This is a genomic window from Chryseobacterium sp. (assembly GCF_008831505.1).
Classification (GTDB): domain Bacteria; phylum Bacteroidota; class Bacteroidia; order Flavobacteriales; family Weeksellaceae; genus Marnyiella.
Window position 1 is genome coordinate 362031 of sequence record NZ_CP044507.1, and the last position, 17996, is coordinate 380026.

Genomic DNA, 17996 nt, shown 5'->3' on the forward strand with positions numbered 1-17996 from the left:
ATCCGTCACTAAAACCGCAGGTGGGTTAAGCATTTTCAAAAGATACATTTAATCACAGGCAGGCTTCAAGATCAAAAAAAAGGCTGTTTTCACAAAATGTGAAACAGCCTCTTTTAAGATGCAGGGTAAATTATTTCTTAAGAATACATCTGCTGCTGAAGTTCTTTAACTTTTTTATCAGCCAGGTATTCGTCGTAACTCATTTCGCGGTCTATGATACCTTTTGGCGTAAGCTCAATAATTCTGTTACAGACTGTCTGAAGCATTTCGTGGTCATGAGAAGCCAGGAGGAGCGTGCCCTTAAAGTTGGTGAGCGAGTTGTTCAGCGTGGTGATACTCTCCAGGTCCAGGTGGTTGGTAGGTTCGTCCAACAGCAGTACATTGGCTCGCTGAAGCATCATTCTGGAGAACATGCAGCGCATCTTTTCACCTCCCGAAAGTACGGTACAGGATTTCAGTGCCTCATCTCCGGAGAAAAGCATTTTCCCCAGGAAACCGCGCATATATTCCTCATGTCTTTCCTCATCGTTCTTTGTGAACTGACGCAGCCAGTCTACAAGATTGATGTTTTCCTGAAAAAACGAGGTATTGTCAAGCGGCATATAAGACTGAGTAGTTGTAATTCCCCAGTTAAAGGTTCCTTTGTCAGCCTCTGAATTACCGCCCAGGATTTCAAAGAATTCTGTGATCGCCAGGCTGTTTTTGGAAAGAACAGCTACCTTGTCATTCTTCTTAAGGTTCAGGTTGATGTCCGAGAACAGAAGTTCGCCGTCTTTTGTTCTCTCCAGGCCTTTAATTTCGAGGATTTGGTCTCCCGCCTCGCGTTCCGTATCAAAAATAATAGCCGGGTATCTTCTGGAGGTCGGTTTTATCTCATCAATATTTAACTTGTCAATCATTTTCTTACGTGCGGTGGCCTGTTTTGCCTTTGCAACGTTGGATGAAAAACGCGCTATGAAGTCTTGAAGTTCTTTCTTTTTTTCCTCCGCTTTTTTATTGGCCTGCTGGCGCTGGCGGGTAGCAAGCTGTGACGCCTGATACCAAAACGAATAGTTACCGGTATATAAGTTCAGTTTGGAGTAGTCCAAATCGGCAATGTGCGTACAAACGCTGTCCAGGAAGTGACGGTCGTGAGAAACCACAATTACTGTGTTTTCATAATCCGCCAGGAAATCTTCAAGCCATGAAATGGTTTCAATATCCAGGTCATTGGTAGGTTCATCCAGGATAAGGACATCCGGGCTACCGAAAAGTGCCTGAGCCAGCAAAACTTTAACCTTATTCTGATTTTCCAACTCACCCATAAGCTGGTAATGCATATCGTCCTTGATGCCTACGTTGGAAAGCATGGTCATTGCGTCGGATTCTGAATTCCAGCCGCCCATCTCGTCATAAATTACGCCCAGTTCACCGGCTTTAATCCCGTCTGCATCAGAGAAGTCCTCCTTTGCATACAGCGCATCCATTTCCTCCTTTATTTCAAAAAGCTTTTTGTTTCCTCTCAGTACTGTTTCCAGCACGGTATAGTTATCATATGCAAAGTGATCCTGCTCCAAAACAGACATTCTTTTGCCGGGCTCCAGCGATACGTTGCCGGTTGTTGGGTCCTGTTTGCCGGTCAGGATTTTCAGAAAGGTGGATTTGCCGGCGCCGTTTGCTCCAATAATACCGTAGCAGTTCCCTTTGGTAAACATGATATTCACATCATCAAAAAGAACTCTTTTCCCGAATTGCAAGGATAGGTTAGATACTGTTAACATATAGTTTTGTAAATTTGGTGCAAAAATACGAAAAGATTTTCACTATTACAGTGCCTTTGCAGCCGTCTTAGAGGCAGTGAGTGGTGATGGCCAATTCATATTATGTTAAAAATTGGATGAATGTTAAAATCTTTTATAAAAATTATATAAAGCTGACAGCCACTAATTTGGAGAAATTTGCCCTATAAGATGAAGATCGAAAAATCTGTTACAATATTAAACAAACGTGCCCGGTTTGAATATGAGATTCTGGAAGAGGTGGAAGCGGGCATTGTGCTTACCGGAACAGAGATAAAGTCACTCAGGTCCTCTAAAGCCAGTATCACCGAGGCTTTCTGTCAGTTTATTGATGGTGAGCTGTATATAATAAATATGTCAATAGACGAGTATAAACTCGGTACCTATTACAATCATAAAACTAAAAGAGAGCGCAAACTGCTGCTGCATAAGAGGGAACTTCAGAAGCTTGAAAAGAAAATGAAGGATGTGGGGAATACCATCGTACCCCTTAAACTTTACATTAACAGCAGGGGAAAAGCTAAGGTGCTGATCGCGCTTGGAAAAGGTAAAAAACTCTTTGATAAAAGGGAATCCATAAAAGACAGAGAGAACAGAAGAACCCTTGACAGAATTCTTAAGAAAAGTTAAATAATCTCTTTGAAACTTTGTTTATAAGGAAAAATTATATTTATTTTGCAATATCAATTATTTAATCATTTAATTCTATGAAAAATCTAAAATTAGGAATTTCAGCATTGGCACTTACGGTTGCCACTACTGTTTTCGCTCAGACCAGCAACAATCCGTGGTTAATCGGGGTTGGTGCTCACGGGGTGAATCACATGGCCGTACAGAACGGCGGAATTGGTGACAAATTCGGTGCATTCGATAGACTCTTCAATATCGGTGACTACCATATTACTCCACCACTTTCTAAATTAACTGTAGCAAGACATCTTGCAGGTCCATTAGTACTGGACTGGCAAACTTCTGTAGGTAACGTTCCAAACCCAAGATTTAACATGGGTAAAGAATTTATGCTGATGACTGGTTTAGGTCTTCAACTTAAAGCGAATACGCTTTGGAACGAAGAGTCCTGGTTTGACCCATATTTAAGAGTAGGAGCAAGTTACCTGAGACATGATTATTCAGGTGTTAGTTTCCCTGCAGCTGATGCGGCAAACAATAACGATGTAATTGCTTACGATAAAAACGGTACTACTACAGGAAAAGCTAATCACTTTGCCACTCCAGTGGGTCTTGGTTCTAATTTCTGGATCACCAAGAACTTTGGTTTAGGTATTCAGGGTGATTATGTTGCTACTCCATTTAACGATGGTTCCAACGTGCCAAACTTCTGGCAGGCTTCTGCTTCCCTGTTGTTCAGATTCGGTCAGAGAGACAGAGATAAGGATGGTATCCTGGATAAAGATGATCTTTGCCCGGATACTCCAGGTTTACCGGAATTCCAAGGATGTCCTGATACTGACGGTGACGGAATCCCAGATAAAGATGACGAATGTCCAGAAGTTGCAGGACCAGTTGAAAATAACGGTTGTCCTTGGCCAGATACAGATGGTGACGGAATCATCGATAGAGACGATAACTGTCCTAACGTTCCTGGACCAGCTGAAAACGCAGGATGCCCATGGCCAGATACAGACGGCGACGGAATCCTTGATAAAGATGATGCCTGTCCTACAGTTCCGGGTCTTGCTCAGTACAACGGATGTCCTAAGCCAATCGAAGTTTGGGGTGAGGAAGCTACAGTAGCATTGGAGAACATTCTGTTCAACTTTGACAAAGCGACTCTTAGACCAGAATCTAACGAGAAACTTGATAACGCAGCCAAAATCATCAAAGATTCTCAAGGAAGATTCATGATCATCGGTCATACTGATAAGAAAGGATCTGAAGCTTATAACCTGAAACTTTCAAAACAAAGAGCAGCAGCGGTTGTACAGGCTCTTGAAGCAAGAGGAGTAAACGAAAGTTCTCTTAAATCAATGGGTGTTGGTGAGCAGGATGCTGTTGTACCGGAATCTGCTTCTAACGCTGAGAGAGAAAAAGACAGAAAAGTAATCGTTAAGCCAGCTGATGCAGCTACTTGGGATGCTATGAAAAAGAGAGATTACTAAGACGTAATTCCCTTCAATAAAATGCACCTCCGAATTTTCGGAGGTGTTTTTTTGTGTGAACTTTTTAGCTATTTTTGCACCCTAATCATAATAGAATATGGGACGCGCGTTCGAGTACAGAAAAGCTTCTAAGATGGCCCGCTGGGATAAGATGGCCAAAACATTTTCCAAGATCGGGAAAGATATCGCACTTGCTGTAAAAGCGGGTGGGCCGGATCAGGATTCCAATCCCGCACTGCGCAGGTGTATCCTGAATGCCAAAGGTGCCAATATGCCCAAGGACAATGTTGAACGTGCCATCAAGAAGGCCAGTGGCGCTGATGCTGAGAATTATGAAGAAGTAACTTACGAAGGTTATGGTCAGGGTGGTGTCGCATTCTTCGTGGAATGTACCACTAATAATACCACGCGTACCGTAGCAAACGTTCGGGCAATCTTTAACAAATTTGACGGAAACCTGGGTAAGAATGGTGAACTTGCCTTTCTATTTGACAGGCAAGGTGTTTTCACTATAGACCGCGCTGCGATTAAAATGGACTGGGACGATTTTGAAATGGAAATGATAGACGGTGGTGCCGAGGAGATCGACCAGGATGAAGATGAGGTATACATCACCACCAAATTTGAGGATTTCGGTTCGTTGTCACATAAACTGCACGAACTTTCAATTGAGGCTAAAAGCTCCGAACTTCAAAGGATTCCCAATAACAGCAAAGCGGTTAATGCGGAACAGTTCAAGGCAAATATGAAGATGCTTGAGCGTTTCGAAGAAGACGATGACGTTCAGAATGTTTACCACAATATGGAAATCACGGACGAGCTGATGGACACCCTGTAATCAGCTGCTCCAGATATAAAAAAACAGACTGCTACATTATTTTTGTAGCAGTCTGTTTATTTTACCGGTGCAGCATAATATCTTCTACATCATTCATCCGGTTCATTACCGCACGCGCATAGGAGCAATGTGGGTAGACCTTCCAGTTATTTTCCCTCGCATACGCCACAGTGGCTTCAACGAGATATTTTCCCATTCCCCGCCCTTCAAACTGCGGATGTACAAGCACAAACGAGATAATTAATTTCTGCTCAGACGGAAAAACGGTATATGTTGCTCTGCCGATCTCTGCCTCATCATTGGAAAGTGTAATTACACCTCCGTTACCGGATTTATTGTTTGTATAGTTCATGGCAAGGCTGATGAAATAAATATACCAAAGCCGGCCGCGTCATTCATCCCGGCCCGTATAATGACTGTAATCTTTTATAACCGTCCGGATAAACTGCTGTTCAGTCTGTTTAACCTGATCCGGGTCCAGCTTTATTGTTTCGCGTATTTTCGCAGCAATTGCGGAGATTACCTGCCGGTCATAGGTGGTCATTGCACGCGTGAAGGTTTCCTTGATGATGCGTACATCGTTATCAGTAAGAGCCACCACCTGCGGATAGGTACCTGTATACCCCTCATCCAAATGTTCCAGTATGGTTTGTGATATTCCTGTCTTATTTTTCAGCGATATGACTGCAGTTCCGGAGGCAATGCCACCCAAACGCTGATTATTTTTGCTGACAATCATTGAGATAATACCAACTACCCCTGAGTTACTTGTAATATCGATTAACCTGAAAACCCAGCGCACCAGATAATCTCCAAAAGAAGCCTGATAACCGTCAATCTTTACCACCCGTATCTTCATAAGTCGTTTGCCCGGGGTCTGACCTTCCATTAAGCTCTCAAAAACAAGAGTATACAGATGAACTGGAAGCGTAATCATTGTGAGTATAGCGACAATTGACGCACGGTCCAGTGAGTTGAAATAGGTTTCGAGATTAAGGAATTTTGAAAGAACAGTGTAAAGCACAATGACATAGGCGATTTTTATGATCATGTCTATCAGGAAAGCCGCAATCCTTTCGCCGATACCCGCCACCTGATATTGTATATTTATGTTTTGTGAGGTAGTGATGTCAATTTGCGACATATATTTTACTATTTTAGCTACGTATGAGGGAAGTGGCGTTTATTAAACAAAATAAAGAAAAATGGCTGGGAATTGAACAGGTTGTGGACGGAAAGATAAAAAAAAATCCGGACGACCTGTCTTCACTTTATATTAACCTGCTTAATGATCTTTCCTTTGCACAAACATACTATCCCAAGAGTAAAACCACTGTCTATCTTAACCATCTTTCAGGTCGGATCTTTCAGCGAATTTATAAAACAAGACGTACGGAGAAGAACAGGCTAAGCTATTTTTTCCTGACGGAAGTACCGCTGCTTGTTTATCAGTACCGCAGATTCTTAAGTTATGCATTTCTTTTCTTCTTCCTTTTTGTGCTGATTGGGGGGGTATCCACATTCTATGACAAAGATTTTCCAAAGCTGATCCTGGGTGAGGATTATGTGAACAGAACGCTTGAAAATATCAGGCAGGAAAACGCGGTCGGGGTCTATCAGCAGGGATCCAACTGGGGCATGATGGTTTATATCATAGTTAATAATCTGGCTGTAGGAGCAAAACTATATATTTATGGCATCTTTGGCGGGCTCGGAACTCTTTTTGTGCTGATGCAGAATGCCATTATGGTGGGTACTTTTCAGTATTTCTTTCATCAGCAGGGAGCACTTCAGGAAAGTGCCCGTGGGATCTGGCTGCACGGTATATTTGAGATCTTCAGCATGGTTATTGAAGCCATGGCGGGCCTGATTTTGGGGGCCTCCATTCTTTTTCCGGATACTTATTCGCGGTTCAATTCTTTTAAGATCGGTTTTAAAAATTCGTTTAAGATTTTTCTTAGTACCGTCCCCTTCACTTTATGCGCCGGAATTATAGAGGGATATGTGACCAGATATGCGCTTAAAATGCCTTTGATGCTTAATCTGATATTACTTCTGCTTACCTTCACTATCATTTCCTTTTACTACCTTGTTTATCCTTTTATTGTTCACCGGAAACTAAAGACACAATATGACACAGTTTTATAAGATCAGAGATTTCAGCGCACTTATTTCAGATACCTTTGGTTTTTTCCAAACCCATGGCCGAAATTATTTCAGGAACTGGCTATTGCTGAACGGGCCACTGCTCATCCTGTTGGTGGTAATGTTTGTGATTGGGTACAGTGAGTTTTTTTCACAGATTTCGGGTGCTGCCGGAGATGGAAGCAGTTACCTGTGGCAGGAGTATTTTGAGGAGAACCAAATTATGCTCTTCCTGTCACTTGCCGCCGTATTTATTGTCTTTCTGGCTGCCAGTATAATAAGCTATACTTTCCCGGTCTTTTACATGAAGAGGTTGAGTGAAACAGGGAACAAAGACATTAAGGCCGACGAAATCTTGTTTGACATACGCTCCAACGCTTCCAGATTTGTACTCTTTTTCCTGGGAATGCTTTTTATTGTAGCACCAGTGTTCTTAGTGGTTATCGGCATATCCTATGCACTGATGATTATCGTTATCGGCTTTTTTATGCTGCTTTTTCTGCTGCCGCTGGCTATGAATGTCATCAATTTTCTCCTGTTCCATTATTTCCATACCGGACAGGGGTTTTTTCAGTCCCTTAGCTACGCGTTCCGGTCGCAGTTTAATTACGCCAATTTTCCCAACCGTTCACCTCTCTGGAAATACTGGGGCTCTACTTTTATTATGTATCTCATCATTAATGTAATAACCACCATATTTACAATGATACCGCTGGTAATCATGATGTTCCGGATTTTTGCGGTAATGGAAGATGGGAGTGGGACAGGTCCTCAAAATCCTATGGCCGGCGGCATGGGAATGCTGTTTTTTATGACCTATGGAGTTTCCATCCTGGTCTCCTTTATTCTTATGAATCTGATATTGGTAAATGGTGGTTTGATGTATTATGACAGCCGAACCGATCTGCACCGCAATGTAGACCTCTCCAACATAGATGCTATCGGACGCAATGAAGCTTAGATTTTCACTACTCTTTCTACTCTTCCTTTGCGCTGCTTTTTCGGCTCAGGAACCCGTGTCCGGTACCACTAAAATAGACTCGATATTACTCAGCAGGTATAGTGGGAGTGCGGCATCAGATTCCTTTTCCCACGGTTCTGCTGTAACCGACAATCAGGTTTATCCCAAAAAGTTTGCTCAGAATTACAGACAACAGTACAGGGGAGCGGATTTCGATTATTCAGGGGTGAAGCCACGTGAATCCATATGGCAGAAATTTCTGAAGAAGGTGGAGGAGATTATCGATTTCCTTTTTGATGAACTTAATCCAGGCAAGGCTATGGGGATTACCGGCATAATTATAAGGGTTTTGGCCATCCTCCTGATTTCTTTTTTAATCTATTTTTTACTTCGCTTTCTGGTTTCCAGGTACGGAACCTTTTCTGCGAAGAAGAACAACAAAGTAATTATAAACGGCACGGAAGTTCATGAAAATATTCATGAAATCAATTTCGCTGAAACTATTCTGGCTTATGAGCAGCAGGGTGATTTCCGATCTGCGGTGCGCTACAGATTTTTAAATGTGCTAAAGAACCTTACAGACCGTAATGTGATTCTCTGGACTCCCGAGAAAACAAACAGGGATTATCTTTCCGAGATTACGCAACCTGACTTAAAACAGCAATTTTCGGATCTTGTCTATATTTATGATAATGTATGGTATGGTGAATTTAGTATTGATGAAGCCAGCTACAAACATTTTTCAGTAAAATTTGATTCAGTCGTACCTTCAAAAGGGTAATTCAACAGGTTATGAATAAAACTTTTAGACTTTACGGAATTATCTTCATCATCACCCTGGTGCTGTTGGCATTGCTGCAACTGAACAAAAGGCAGGTTACAGACTGGCGGAGGCATTTTGATGTAAATATGAAATCGCCTTTTGGACTGTTTGTTTTCAATAAGGAAGTTGATGCTGTTTTCAGTAACAGGTTGGTCCGAACCTCGCGGTCGCCCTATCAGTTTTATACAGACAGCACCCGGGATGCACATAATATTATCATAATTGAGAAAGAAATTGACCAGGAATCAGCAAAGAAAATCCTGGAGCAGGTGTCTAAGGGTTCCGATGCCATGATTGTAAGCACAGTATTTCCGAAGATTCTGGCAGATACGCTAAAATTCAGGACCCGTGAATATGTAGAGCAGCTGGATAAACTTAAACTTACCGACAGGAAGTTTAAAAGCGATTCACTTATTTTGGACAAACGGCCATCGAATATGGTGTTTGACAACCCAAATGAAGATAGCGAAGTGTTGGGATTTGTTGGATCTGATGAAATGATGCCTTCATCGAACTTCATTAAAGTGAAATGGGGCCGGGGTAACTTTTATCTTCATTCCGAACCTTTAATTCTCACCAATTATTATCTGCTCAAACCCGGATCCGAAGTTTATGTTCAGAATGTTTTTTCTTATCTCCCGGACAGGCGAACCATCTGGTTTACAGATGCCACTTTCGAATCTTCATCTTCGCCACTGCGTTTCATCCTTTCGCAACCGCCACTCAGGTATGCGTGGTGGCTCTTCCTTGCTTCACTGCTTATGTTCGTAGTGTTCAATGTGAAGCGCCGGCAGCGAATCATTCCCATAATCCAGCCTCTTCCCAACAAATCTGTTGAGTTTGTACGAAGTATTGGGAATCTGTATCTTCAGGAAGGCGATTTTCATGATATGATGGCTAAAAAAGCGCAGTATTTCCTGCACAGGGTGCGAACGGAACTGCTGTTGGACACCCGGATTCCGGATGAGAATTTCGCTGCGAAACTTTCACTGAAAACAGGCACCGACATCAACGATGTGGAGAAAGCGCTGGTGCTGATTGGCAAAGCCCAGGATCCTTACGCCCAGGTCACAAAGGAAGATTTGATGATTATGAATACATTACTTGATAAAATTCTAAAATAATTTTAAACATAAATTGATATAAAATGCACGATACAGATATGAACTTCCGTCCGGATGCCTCCGGAGACTTCCGGCCACGCATAGACCTTCAGCATTTACAAAGAAGCGTGAGCCTGGTGAAGAGTGAGATCGGGAAGGTAATTATTGGCCAGGAAAGCATGATTGAACACCTGATTGCGGCACTCCTGGCTAACGGGCATGTACTTATAGAGGGAGTACCGGGAGTAGCTAAGACCATCACCGCGAAGCTGCTGGCAAAAACAATTGACGTAGGTTTCAGCCGTATCCAGTTTACGCCGGATCTTATGCCGTCTGATATTTTAGGCGCATCTGTGTTCAATGCGAAGACTACGGAATTTGAATTCAGAGCGGGTCCGGTATTCTCAAACTTCATCCTTATTGACGAGATTAACAGATCTCCGGCCAAAACTCAGTCGGCACTCTTTGAGGTAATGGAAGAGAGACAGATTACAATGGACGGGACGCGTTATGAGATGGAACAGCCTTTTCTGGTAATCGCCACTCAGAATCCGATCGAGCATGAAGGTACTTACCGCCTGCCTGAAGCGCAGCTGGACCGTTTCCTTTTCAAAGTAAATGTGGGCTATCCGGATTTGCAGCAGGAAATTTCCATCATTACAAATGAACATTCCAACAGGCTGGCCGATAAAACAGATGCCGTGCAACCGGTAGTGAGTGCATCCGAATTAAAAGAATTTCAGGGACTTGTACGTAATATTGTTGTGGAAACGCACCTGCTGGAATATATTGCCGGCATCATTGTAAATACCCGGGAGAATCCGTTTCTATACCTTGGTGCCTCGCCCAGGGCTGGATTGGCATTGCTCGCGGCCTCAAAATCCTTTGCCGCTATCCGAGGGCGCGATTTCATAACTCCGGAAGATATTAAAGAAGCCAGCTACGCTGTGCTGCGTCACCGCGTGATGGTTACTCCGGAGCGCGAGATGGAAGGCCTCACTTCAGATGAGATTGTAAGGCAGATTCTGGAGAGTATTGAAATCCCAAGATAATTTCAGTAAACAGGCATCAATATTTTAAATCCCCTCCGGAACAATGAAGAATCTTTATATCAATTCCCGTTTTTACATGGCGCTCCTTGCTGTGGGGTCATTATATGTGTTGGCATTCTTCTTTTCGGTGCTTTTATGGTTTGCCCATATCCTGCTGATTTTATGTTTAATCCTACTGGCTGTCGATATTTTCCTGCTCTTTGGTAAAAAGAGTGCGCTCCTGGCACGCCGAACTCTTCCCGAAAAACTTTCTAATGGAGATCAGAATGAAATCCTTGTGAGTGTTAAAAATAATTATCCCATTCCAATTAGCGTCCGGATCATAGACGAGATTCCTTATCAGTTCCAGAAGAGGGATTTCCTGCTCAGCAGGCAAATGAAGTCCGGTGAAGATGTGGTCTTTCAATATCCGCTGGTGCCCAAAGCAAGAGGTACCTATCATTTCGGTAAGTTAAATGTATTTGTAAGATCCCAATTATTATTTATTTCCCGCCGGTTCATATTCCAGGAGGGCGAATCTCTGCCCTGTTATCCTTCTTTCATACATTTGCGGAAATATGAGCTGATGGCCCTTCAGAACGAATTCATGATGGGTGGCCTTAAAAAGATCCGGAAACTGGGTCATACCATGGAATTTGAGCAAATTAAAGATTATGTTTCAGGCGATGACATCCGTACCATTAACTGGAAAGCTACAGCGAAGAGGAATCAGCTTATGGTTAACCAGTTTCAGGATGAAAAGTCCCAGCGTATCTTTCTTATTATAGACAAGGGGAGGACAATGCAGATGCCCTTCCGCGGTCTCAGTTTACTGGATTATTCCGTTAATGCCGTAATGGCGCTGAGTCATATTATTCTGAAAAAGAGCGACCGCGCGGGGCTTATGACTTTCAGCAAACAAACCGAAAACAAAGTGGCAGCTGATAACAGGTCCGGGCAACTTCGGAAAATCTCTGAAGCGCTGTACCGGATCCAGACCGATTTCTTTGAAAGTGATTTCAGCAGGCTTTATCAGGACGTCAGGTTTACCGTGGGACAGAGAAGCCTGATCCTTCTTTTCACTAATTTTGAAACCTTGGATGCGGTTACCCGACAAATGAAGTACCTTCGCGGGATTGCCAAAAACCATCTGCTTGTGGTGGTGTTTTTCCGGAATTCTGAACTCCACGACCTCATTCAGGCTAATCCGGAGAATATGAAAGAGGTCTACGACCAGATTATTGCAGAAAAACTTGAATTCGAGAAGAAGCTTATCATTCAGGAGCTCAGGAAATATGGTATTCACTCTATATACACACTGCCTGAAAATCTGAATATTGAAGTCATCAATAAATACCTTGAAGTAAAAGCGAGAGGTCTCCTTTAACAAAACATAAATTAATGAAAGTAAGTTTAAACCGAATCAACGACGATTATTTATTTGAATGCACAAATGAAGCAGGCAATAAGATACTGATGGATAATACATCGCAGCCGAATGCGAAAGGGGTGTCGCCAATGGAAAGCCTGCTTATGGCTGCAGCTTCATGCAGCGGAATAGATATCATAAGCATCCTGAAAAAGCAGCGGCAGGAAATAACCAGTTTCAACGCTGAGGTAGAAGGCGAGCGTATACAGGTTGATGAAGCCAAACCTTTCAGCCATATAAAATTGACTTTTAATATTGAAGGTGCTGTAGATCCCGCAAAAGCCTTAAAGGCCGCCGAACTTTCCTTTCAAAAGTACTGTTCGGTCACTAAAACCCTGGAGCCTAACGTAACTGTTTCATTTGAGGTTACGGTAAATGGACATATGGCGTAGGGCAATTATTGATCAGGAAAATTTTCCCTTGGGCGTACGGCCCGGCTGAAGCAGTTTGGCCACGGTAGCTGTCCAGCCTGTTTGGTGTGAGGCGCCGATTCCCTTTCCGGTATCTCCGTTGAAATATTCATGGAAGAGCAGATAATCCCGGAAGTGTTCATTATGGTTCAGCAGTTTTTCGCCGCCGTTAAAAGGCCGCTCGCCATTCCCGTCGCGTTTGAAGATGGAGCAGAGTCTGCGGCTCAGGTCCGTTGTTACAAAATCCAGGTTACGCATTTCACCGCTTTTGGAAGGATATTCAATTTGCAGGCTTTCGCCGTAATAATAATAGAATCTCTGCAGGCTCTCCACAATCAGGAAATTTATAGGAAACCAGATGGGTCCCCGCCAGTTACTGTTGCCGCCAAACATTCGGCTGTCGCTTTCTGCCGGTGTATAACGTACCGTAAAATCCTGCCCGTCTACTGTAAACCGGAAGGGCTGATCTTCATAAACTTTAGACATGGAGCGGATTCCGTAATCCGAAAGAAATTCCCCTTCATCCACCATCCTGTTAAGAATTCTTGTAAGCCTGGTCTTGCGCAGGATACTCATGAGGTGTTTCCGCCCCTGACCCTCCACTTCCCAATGTGAGACCAGGTTGGCTAGCTGAGGTTTGTTTTTAAGGATCCAGTCCATCCTTTCGGTAAAATTGGGCAGTTTCTCCAGGGTTTCATGCTCCACAATTTCAACGGCAAACATTGGAATGAGTCCAACGATACTTCGCAGCTGCAGCGAAATGGAATCTCCGTCATTAAGCTGTAGTACATCATAAAAAAATCCGTCCTCTTCGTTCCACAGACCTCCTTTGGCATCTCCAATATTCTCCATGGCTTCTGCGATGTAGAGATAATGCTCAAAAAATTTAATGGCCATATCCTCGTAAACCGGATTATGAAGTGCGAGTTCCATGGAAATGCGCATCATATTCAGGGCAAACATAGCCATCCAACTCGTGCCATCGGCCTGCTCCAGATGATCGCCGTTCTTAAAAACCATATTCCTGTCGAACGCACCTATATTGTCGAGGCCCAGGAAACCGCCACCAAATACATTGTTGCCGTTTTTGTCCTTGCGGTTTACCCACCACGTAAAATTGAGCAGTAATTTCTGAAAAACACTTTCCAGAAAAGGTACATCCGGCCGGCCATTAATCTTTTCGTCAATTTTATAGACTCGGAATGTGGACCACGCGTGAACGGGTGGATTGACATCACTGAAATCCCATTCATAGGCCGGCAACTGACCGTTGGGATGTATATACCATTCCTTTGTAAGCAGCCGGAGCTGGTCTTTGGCGAATTGGGGGTCTATTAGCGCAAACGGAACACAGTGAAATGCCAGGTCCCAGGTCGCAAACCAGGGATACTCCCATTTGTCCGGCATGGAAATAATGTCTTTATTCTGCATGTGTTCCCATTCGCGGTTCCTGACGTGGTTCTTAAAATCGCGGTTTGCATCAAGCTTGGGATCGCCTTTCAGCCATTTGGAAACATTATAATGGTAGAACTGTTTATTCCATAACAGACCTGCAAAGGCCTGCCGCTGTATATTTTTTTCATCCTCATCCGGAATTTCGCATTGAAGGATATCGTAAAATGCATCGGCTTCCATCTTACGCTGAAGAATCATTTCATCAAAATCATAAAACGGATTATCGAGCTCTTCCGGACTGAGCCTGAAATCGAAGGTTCGGCTTTCACCGGCTTCCAACTCCGCCTTCACTAAAAAGCAGGCTTTGGTCCCTGTCCTGTCAGGATTTACTGCATCTGCTCTGTTGTGAACCAGAAAGTCATTGATACCGTCCTTGTAGTACTTTGCCTCCGCAGCTGTTCCGGAAATTTTATTGAAATTGGTTTCATTGTCGCAAAAGAGGGTAACTGCGGAAGTATCACGTGCGTACAGCTTTTTAATACTTAAACGGTCGTGCTCAATTTCTAAAATTCCCTCGGCGCCGGCCTTAATTGCGGGCTTATATGTACCGTAACCCCAGGACCAGTTATTGCGGTACCATACTGTTGGGAGGATGATAAGCGGCTGTTTTTGCCGGCTTCTGTTTACGGCAGTGAGTCGGATCAGAATGTCATTATGAGCAGATTTTGCATATTCTATAAACAGGTCGAAATAAGCATCGTGCTGAAAGATTCCGGTTTCAATCAGTTCAAATTCCGGTTCTTTCTTACTTCTGCGCGAGTTTTCAGAAATGAGCTGTTCATAGGGGAAGGCATTGACCGGATACTTATAGAGCATTTTCATATAAGAATGCGTGGGCGCATTATCCAGATGGAAATACACTTCCTTTACATCCTCACCATGGTTGCCCTGAGGGTTACTTAGGCCAAAAAAGCGCTCTTTGATTAATGAATCCCGGGTATTCCAGAAAGAAAAAGCAAAACAGAGCCTCTGTTTATAATCGCAAATTCCTGCAATACCGTCTTCGCTCCACCGGTAAGCACGGCTTACTGCGTCATTGTAATTGGTGTAACCCCAGGCATTGCCGTCTTCACTGTAATCTTCGCGAACCGTACCCCATTGTCTGTTACTTAGGTAAGGTCCCCATTTTTTCCATTCCGGGTTTTTCAGTCTCTCCGTTTCAGCATTCATACTCAGAAAATCAGATAGGAAACTTTATGAAGCGGCCCTTAGCGAGATACAGAGGGCAGCTCCAAAATTAGTTTGCCGTCAGATTAATTATCAATAAATCTCATCACCCTTTTTATGTCAGCGTCGGTAGTAAGTTTGATGTTGTTGGTCTTAATGAATTTCTGAATTTCATCCTTTCGGGCCGGAAATAAGGAGGCAAATGCTTTAGGATTACTTGGAAGTTCCACCAACTTGTCAGAAATCAAAGTGTAATAGGTGTCGGGTAATTTCAGGAATTTTGCAGGAGTATCGTCCACATATCCACTCGTAGCCTTCTTATACTTCTGAAATTTAATTTTCGGTTTCCTGTAAGCCTGATAATTTTTTCCCTGAAAAATGTGAAAATAGTAGCTGTCGTTTATCAGGTCAATTTTTTCATCCGTTAGCATGAAATGGAAACTTCTATATACCTCCTCTTTTGGAACAACCATTATTTTTTCATCCTTGATGAACTCTAAATTGTCATGATATACATTATAACGGGCTGAAAGTGTCTCGTTGGTTCCCGTAAGCTTAGCAGGCTGAAAGTTTTTTTCGTAGTACGGTGTGCCTTCTACATCGGCAATATTCTGGTTAAATACGGTTTTGAACCACATATCCTCCAACACCTTATTACCGCTAAAATTTAAATCAGTTTGAGCCACAGCAAAAATCGTTGGTAGCAAACAAATTATCGTTATCAGTTTTTTCATAGTTTCTATTTTTAATTTTTACCAAAATACAAAATATTAAGCATCTAATTACAAGACTTTTATAAAGTTACAGCTCAGGATGCCTTTTAAATTCTGCGCCCGCATCAAACAGGTATCTGTAGGTTGCTAACTTTCTGGTAACCACCGTATCCAAGGCTTCCGCTATTTTAATCATTTTAGGGTTAAAGTCGCCAATCCACTGAAGTTCCGTTGTTTCAAAGTCGGTATGTTTCCGCAGGTGCTGTGTGCCTTCCCAGATCATATAGCCGTCTATGCCGGTCCTCTGCCATTCCGGCACTACTCCAAAAACGATGCCTACCATTTTTTTATTTTTCCTGAACTGTTTGATCCACAGAAATTTCAGTTTCTGCAGAAGACCGAATTTTCCGTTGAGGTATTTAAACCATTGATTCATATCCGGAATATTCATCCAGACAGCGATGGGTTTTTCATTTTCATACACGAACCAGGAAATGTACTCATTGATGACCGGCCTCATGCTCATAAACATCTTGAGGGTTTTTTTATACTCCAACACTTTCCCGTCGCCATGGCTGGCCCAGGCCCTGTTATATACCTCAGTGAAATCTGCCGCAAATTTTTGGAGTTTATTTTTTTTTAGGGGTTCGGCGGAGATTGCCGGATTTCGGGCGTGCTTACTGTGCATTACCCGGAATACCCGGGAGACTTCGGCATGTACAGGTCTTGTGTAGCAAAGTTGATTATAATACACCTTAAATCCATAATTTTCAAAAAGTCTGCTGTAGTAAGGTGCATTATAGTTCATACCATACAGAGGCTCGGTAAATCCCTCAGTAAGCACGCCCCAGAACTTGTCTCTCTCGCCAAAATTAATGGAGCCGTCCATGGCTTTCATTCCGCGCTGCAGTAACCACTGTTTACAGTGGTCAAAGATAAAATCAGCAGTTTCCTGACTGTCGGTGCAGTCGAAGAAACCTATGCCGCCTGTAGGCTGTTCGTTTTTGTATTTCGGATTCACAAAAACAGCTACACGCCCAACCGTTGTATTGCTGCTGTCCTGGAACAGGAAGCGGGCACATTCGCCGCTGCCGAACAGTTTATTTTTAGCAGGATCAAAAACTTCTTCCACATCCTTATCCAAAGGCCGGATGTACTGCGAATCATTTTTGTAAAGATGTGCGGGGAAATCCAGAAACTCCTTTCTCTCCTTTGCGCCCATTACGGGTACAGCTTTCAGCATAAAATCTTTTTAGATAAAGCGAATGTAATATTTTTTGAACTGATTTTAAAATAGTAAGAAAATTTAAATCCTTAATTTTGCCCCATATAACTGCACTATGAACGATTTTAGTGATAATGATGATGATATTTTCTCGGGACGCGAGCACACACCTCTGCGGGATAATGCTTTTGAAAAATCTCCGGAAGAAAAGATAGAGATTATCAAACACCATTTTCACCAGATTATGGAAACTTTGGGAATGGATATGACTGATGATTCGCTGAAAGATTCCCCGCGCCGGGTGGCAAAAATGTATGTCAACGAAATATTTGGCGGTCTTTTGCCGGAAAACAGACCAGCAATTTCCACGTTCTCTAATAAGTATAAATACCGCCAGATGCTGGTGGAGAAAGATATTACCGTGTATTCTTTTTGTGAGCACCATTTCTTGCCCATCATCGGTAAAGCGCACGTGGCGTATATCTCTAACGGCGAAGTAATTGGCCTTTCAAAAATAAACAGGATAGTGGACTATTATGCCAAGCGTCCGCAGGTGCAGGAGCGTCTGACGATGCAGATTGTGTCGGCCCTCAAGGAAGGACTGGGTACAAAGGATGTAGCCTGTATCATTGATGCAAAGCATCTTTGCGTAAACTGCCGCGGTATAAAGGACACAGCAAGTTCTACAATAACCGCCGAACTGAGTGGGATTTTCCGTACCAACCCCATTACACGGCAGGAATTCCTTCATTATGTTGGAACACATGCGAAATTCGACTAATTAATTATACTGCAAAC

General features: G+C 43.0%; 17 protein-coding genes. 11 read left to right on the forward strand and 6 right to left on the reverse strand.

The genetic code is table 11. The annotated features are described in order from the left end of the window. Window positions 1–137 precede the first annotated feature (137 nt). The gene (locus F7R58_RS01775) at window positions 138–1760 is read right to left on the reverse strand and encodes an ABC-F family ATP-binding cassette domain-containing protein (RefSeq protein WP_158063261.1); all 1623 of its coding nucleotides are present in this window, start codon (window positions 1758–1760) and stop codon (window positions 138–140) included. 189 nt (window positions 1761–1949) lie between these two features. Between F7R58_RS01775 and smpB the strand changes: the two genes are divergently transcribed. From smpB to F7R58_RS01790, 3 genes are all read left to right on the forward strand, one after another. Beyond that, window positions 1950–2408, forward strand: coding sequence for an SsrA-binding protein SmpB (gene smpB / locus F7R58_RS01780; RefSeq protein ID WP_158063262.1), 459 nt, complete (start codon window positions 1950–1952; stop codon window positions 2406–2408). A 77-nt stretch (window positions 2409–2485) separates the two neighbouring features. Further along, window positions 2486–3898, forward strand: a complete 1413-nt coding sequence (locus tag F7R58_RS01785) for an OmpA family protein (RefSeq protein WP_158063263.1) — start codon at window positions 2486–2488, stop codon at window positions 3896–3898. A 97-nt stretch (window positions 3899–3995) separates the two neighbouring features. Continuing rightward, on the forward strand, window positions 3996–4736 hold the full coding sequence (locus F7R58_RS01790) for a YebC/PmpR family DNA-binding transcriptional regulator (RefSeq protein WP_158063264.1): 741 nt from the start codon (window positions 3996–3998) through the stop codon (window positions 4734–4736). A gap of 61 nt (window positions 4737–4797) precedes the next feature. Here the strand turns inward: F7R58_RS01790 and F7R58_RS01795 are convergent, their stop codons facing one another. Both F7R58_RS01795 and F7R58_RS01800 read right to left on the reverse strand, forming a co-directional pair. Beyond that, window positions 4798–5088 carry a GNAT family N-acetyltransferase gene (locus F7R58_RS01795; protein ID WP_158063265.1) on the reverse strand — a complete coding sequence of 97 codons (291 nt, stop codon included), beginning with the start codon at window positions 5086–5088 and terminating at the stop codon, window positions 4798–4800. Window positions 5089–5127: 39 nt separating this feature from the next. After that, complete coding sequence (locus tag F7R58_RS01800; protein ID WP_158063266.1) at window positions 5128–5880, reverse strand: RDD family protein; 753 nt, start codon at window positions 5878–5880, stop codon at window positions 5128–5130. A gap of 23 nt (window positions 5881–5903) precedes the next feature. Here F7R58_RS01800 and F7R58_RS01805 point away from each other — a divergent pair, with 23 nt between their 5' ends. Genes F7R58_RS01805 through F7R58_RS01835 form a run of 7 tightly spaced genes read left to right on the forward strand, consistent with a single transcriptional unit; the run spans window position 5904 to window position 12620 of the window. After that, a complete protein-coding gene (locus tag F7R58_RS01805) occupies window positions 5904–6884 on the forward strand; it encodes a stage II sporulation protein M (RefSeq protein ID WP_158063267.1) in 981 nt (326 codons plus the stop codon). Further along, window positions 6868–7842, forward strand: coding sequence for a DUF4013 domain-containing protein (locus F7R58_RS01810; RefSeq protein ID WP_158063268.1), 975 nt, complete (start codon window positions 6868–6870; stop codon window positions 7840–7842). Before F7R58_RS01805 ends, F7R58_RS01810 begins: the two co-directional genes overlap by 17 nt. Continuing rightward, complete coding sequence (locus F7R58_RS01815; RefSeq protein ID WP_187695248.1) at window positions 7832–8623, forward strand: DUF4129 domain-containing protein; 792 nt, start codon at window positions 7832–7834, stop codon at window positions 8621–8623. Before F7R58_RS01810 ends, F7R58_RS01815 begins: the two co-directional genes overlap by 11 nt. Window positions 8624–8634: 11 nt before the next feature. Then, complete coding sequence (locus F7R58_RS01820; RefSeq protein WP_158063270.1) at window positions 8635–9789, forward strand: hypothetical protein; 1155 nt, start codon at window positions 8635–8637, stop codon at window positions 9787–9789. Window positions 9790–9812: 23 nt separating this feature from the next. Further along, window positions 9813–10820: an AAA family ATPase gene (locus tag F7R58_RS01825; protein ID WP_158063271.1), complete on the forward strand. Its 1008-nt coding sequence runs from the start codon at window positions 9813–9815 to the stop codon at window positions 10818–10820. Between the two features lie 43 nt (window positions 10821–10863). Beyond that, window positions 10864–12186, forward strand: coding sequence for a DUF58 domain-containing protein (locus F7R58_RS01830; protein WP_158063272.1), 1323 nt, complete (start codon window positions 10864–10866; stop codon window positions 12184–12186). A gap of 14 nt (window positions 12187–12200) precedes the next feature. Further along, a complete protein-coding gene (locus F7R58_RS01835) occupies window positions 12201–12620 on the forward strand; it encodes an OsmC family protein (RefSeq protein ID WP_158063273.1) in 420 nt (139 codons plus the stop codon). Between the two features lie 12 nt (window positions 12621–12632). Here F7R58_RS01835 and F7R58_RS01840 read toward each other — a convergent pair whose 3' ends face one another. The 3 genes from F7R58_RS01840 to F7R58_RS01850 all read right to left on the reverse strand — a co-directional run bounded on the left by F7R58_RS01840 (window position 12633) and on the right by F7R58_RS01850 (window position 17216). Then, complete coding sequence (locus F7R58_RS01840) at window positions 12633–15263, reverse strand: MGH1-like glycoside hydrolase domain-containing protein (protein WP_158063274.1); 2631 nt, start codon at window positions 15261–15263, stop codon at window positions 12633–12635. 83 nt (window positions 15264–15346) lie between these two features. Further along, window positions 15347–15994, reverse strand: coding sequence for a hypothetical protein (locus tag F7R58_RS01845; RefSeq protein WP_158063275.1), 648 nt, complete (start codon window positions 15992–15994; stop codon window positions 15347–15349). A 67-nt stretch (window positions 15995–16061) separates the two neighbouring features. Next, window positions 16062–17216, reverse strand: coding sequence for a hypothetical protein (locus F7R58_RS01850; RefSeq protein WP_158063276.1), 1155 nt, complete (start codon window positions 17214–17216; stop codon window positions 16062–16064). A gap of 97 nt (window positions 17217–17313) precedes the next feature. Here F7R58_RS01850 and folE point away from each other — a divergent pair, with 97 nt between their 5' ends. Then, on the forward strand, window positions 17314–17979 hold the full coding sequence (gene folE / locus F7R58_RS01855) for a GTP cyclohydrolase I FolE (RefSeq protein WP_158063277.1): 666 nt from the start codon (window positions 17314–17316) through the stop codon (window positions 17977–17979). Window positions 17980–17996 lie beyond the last annotated feature (17 nt).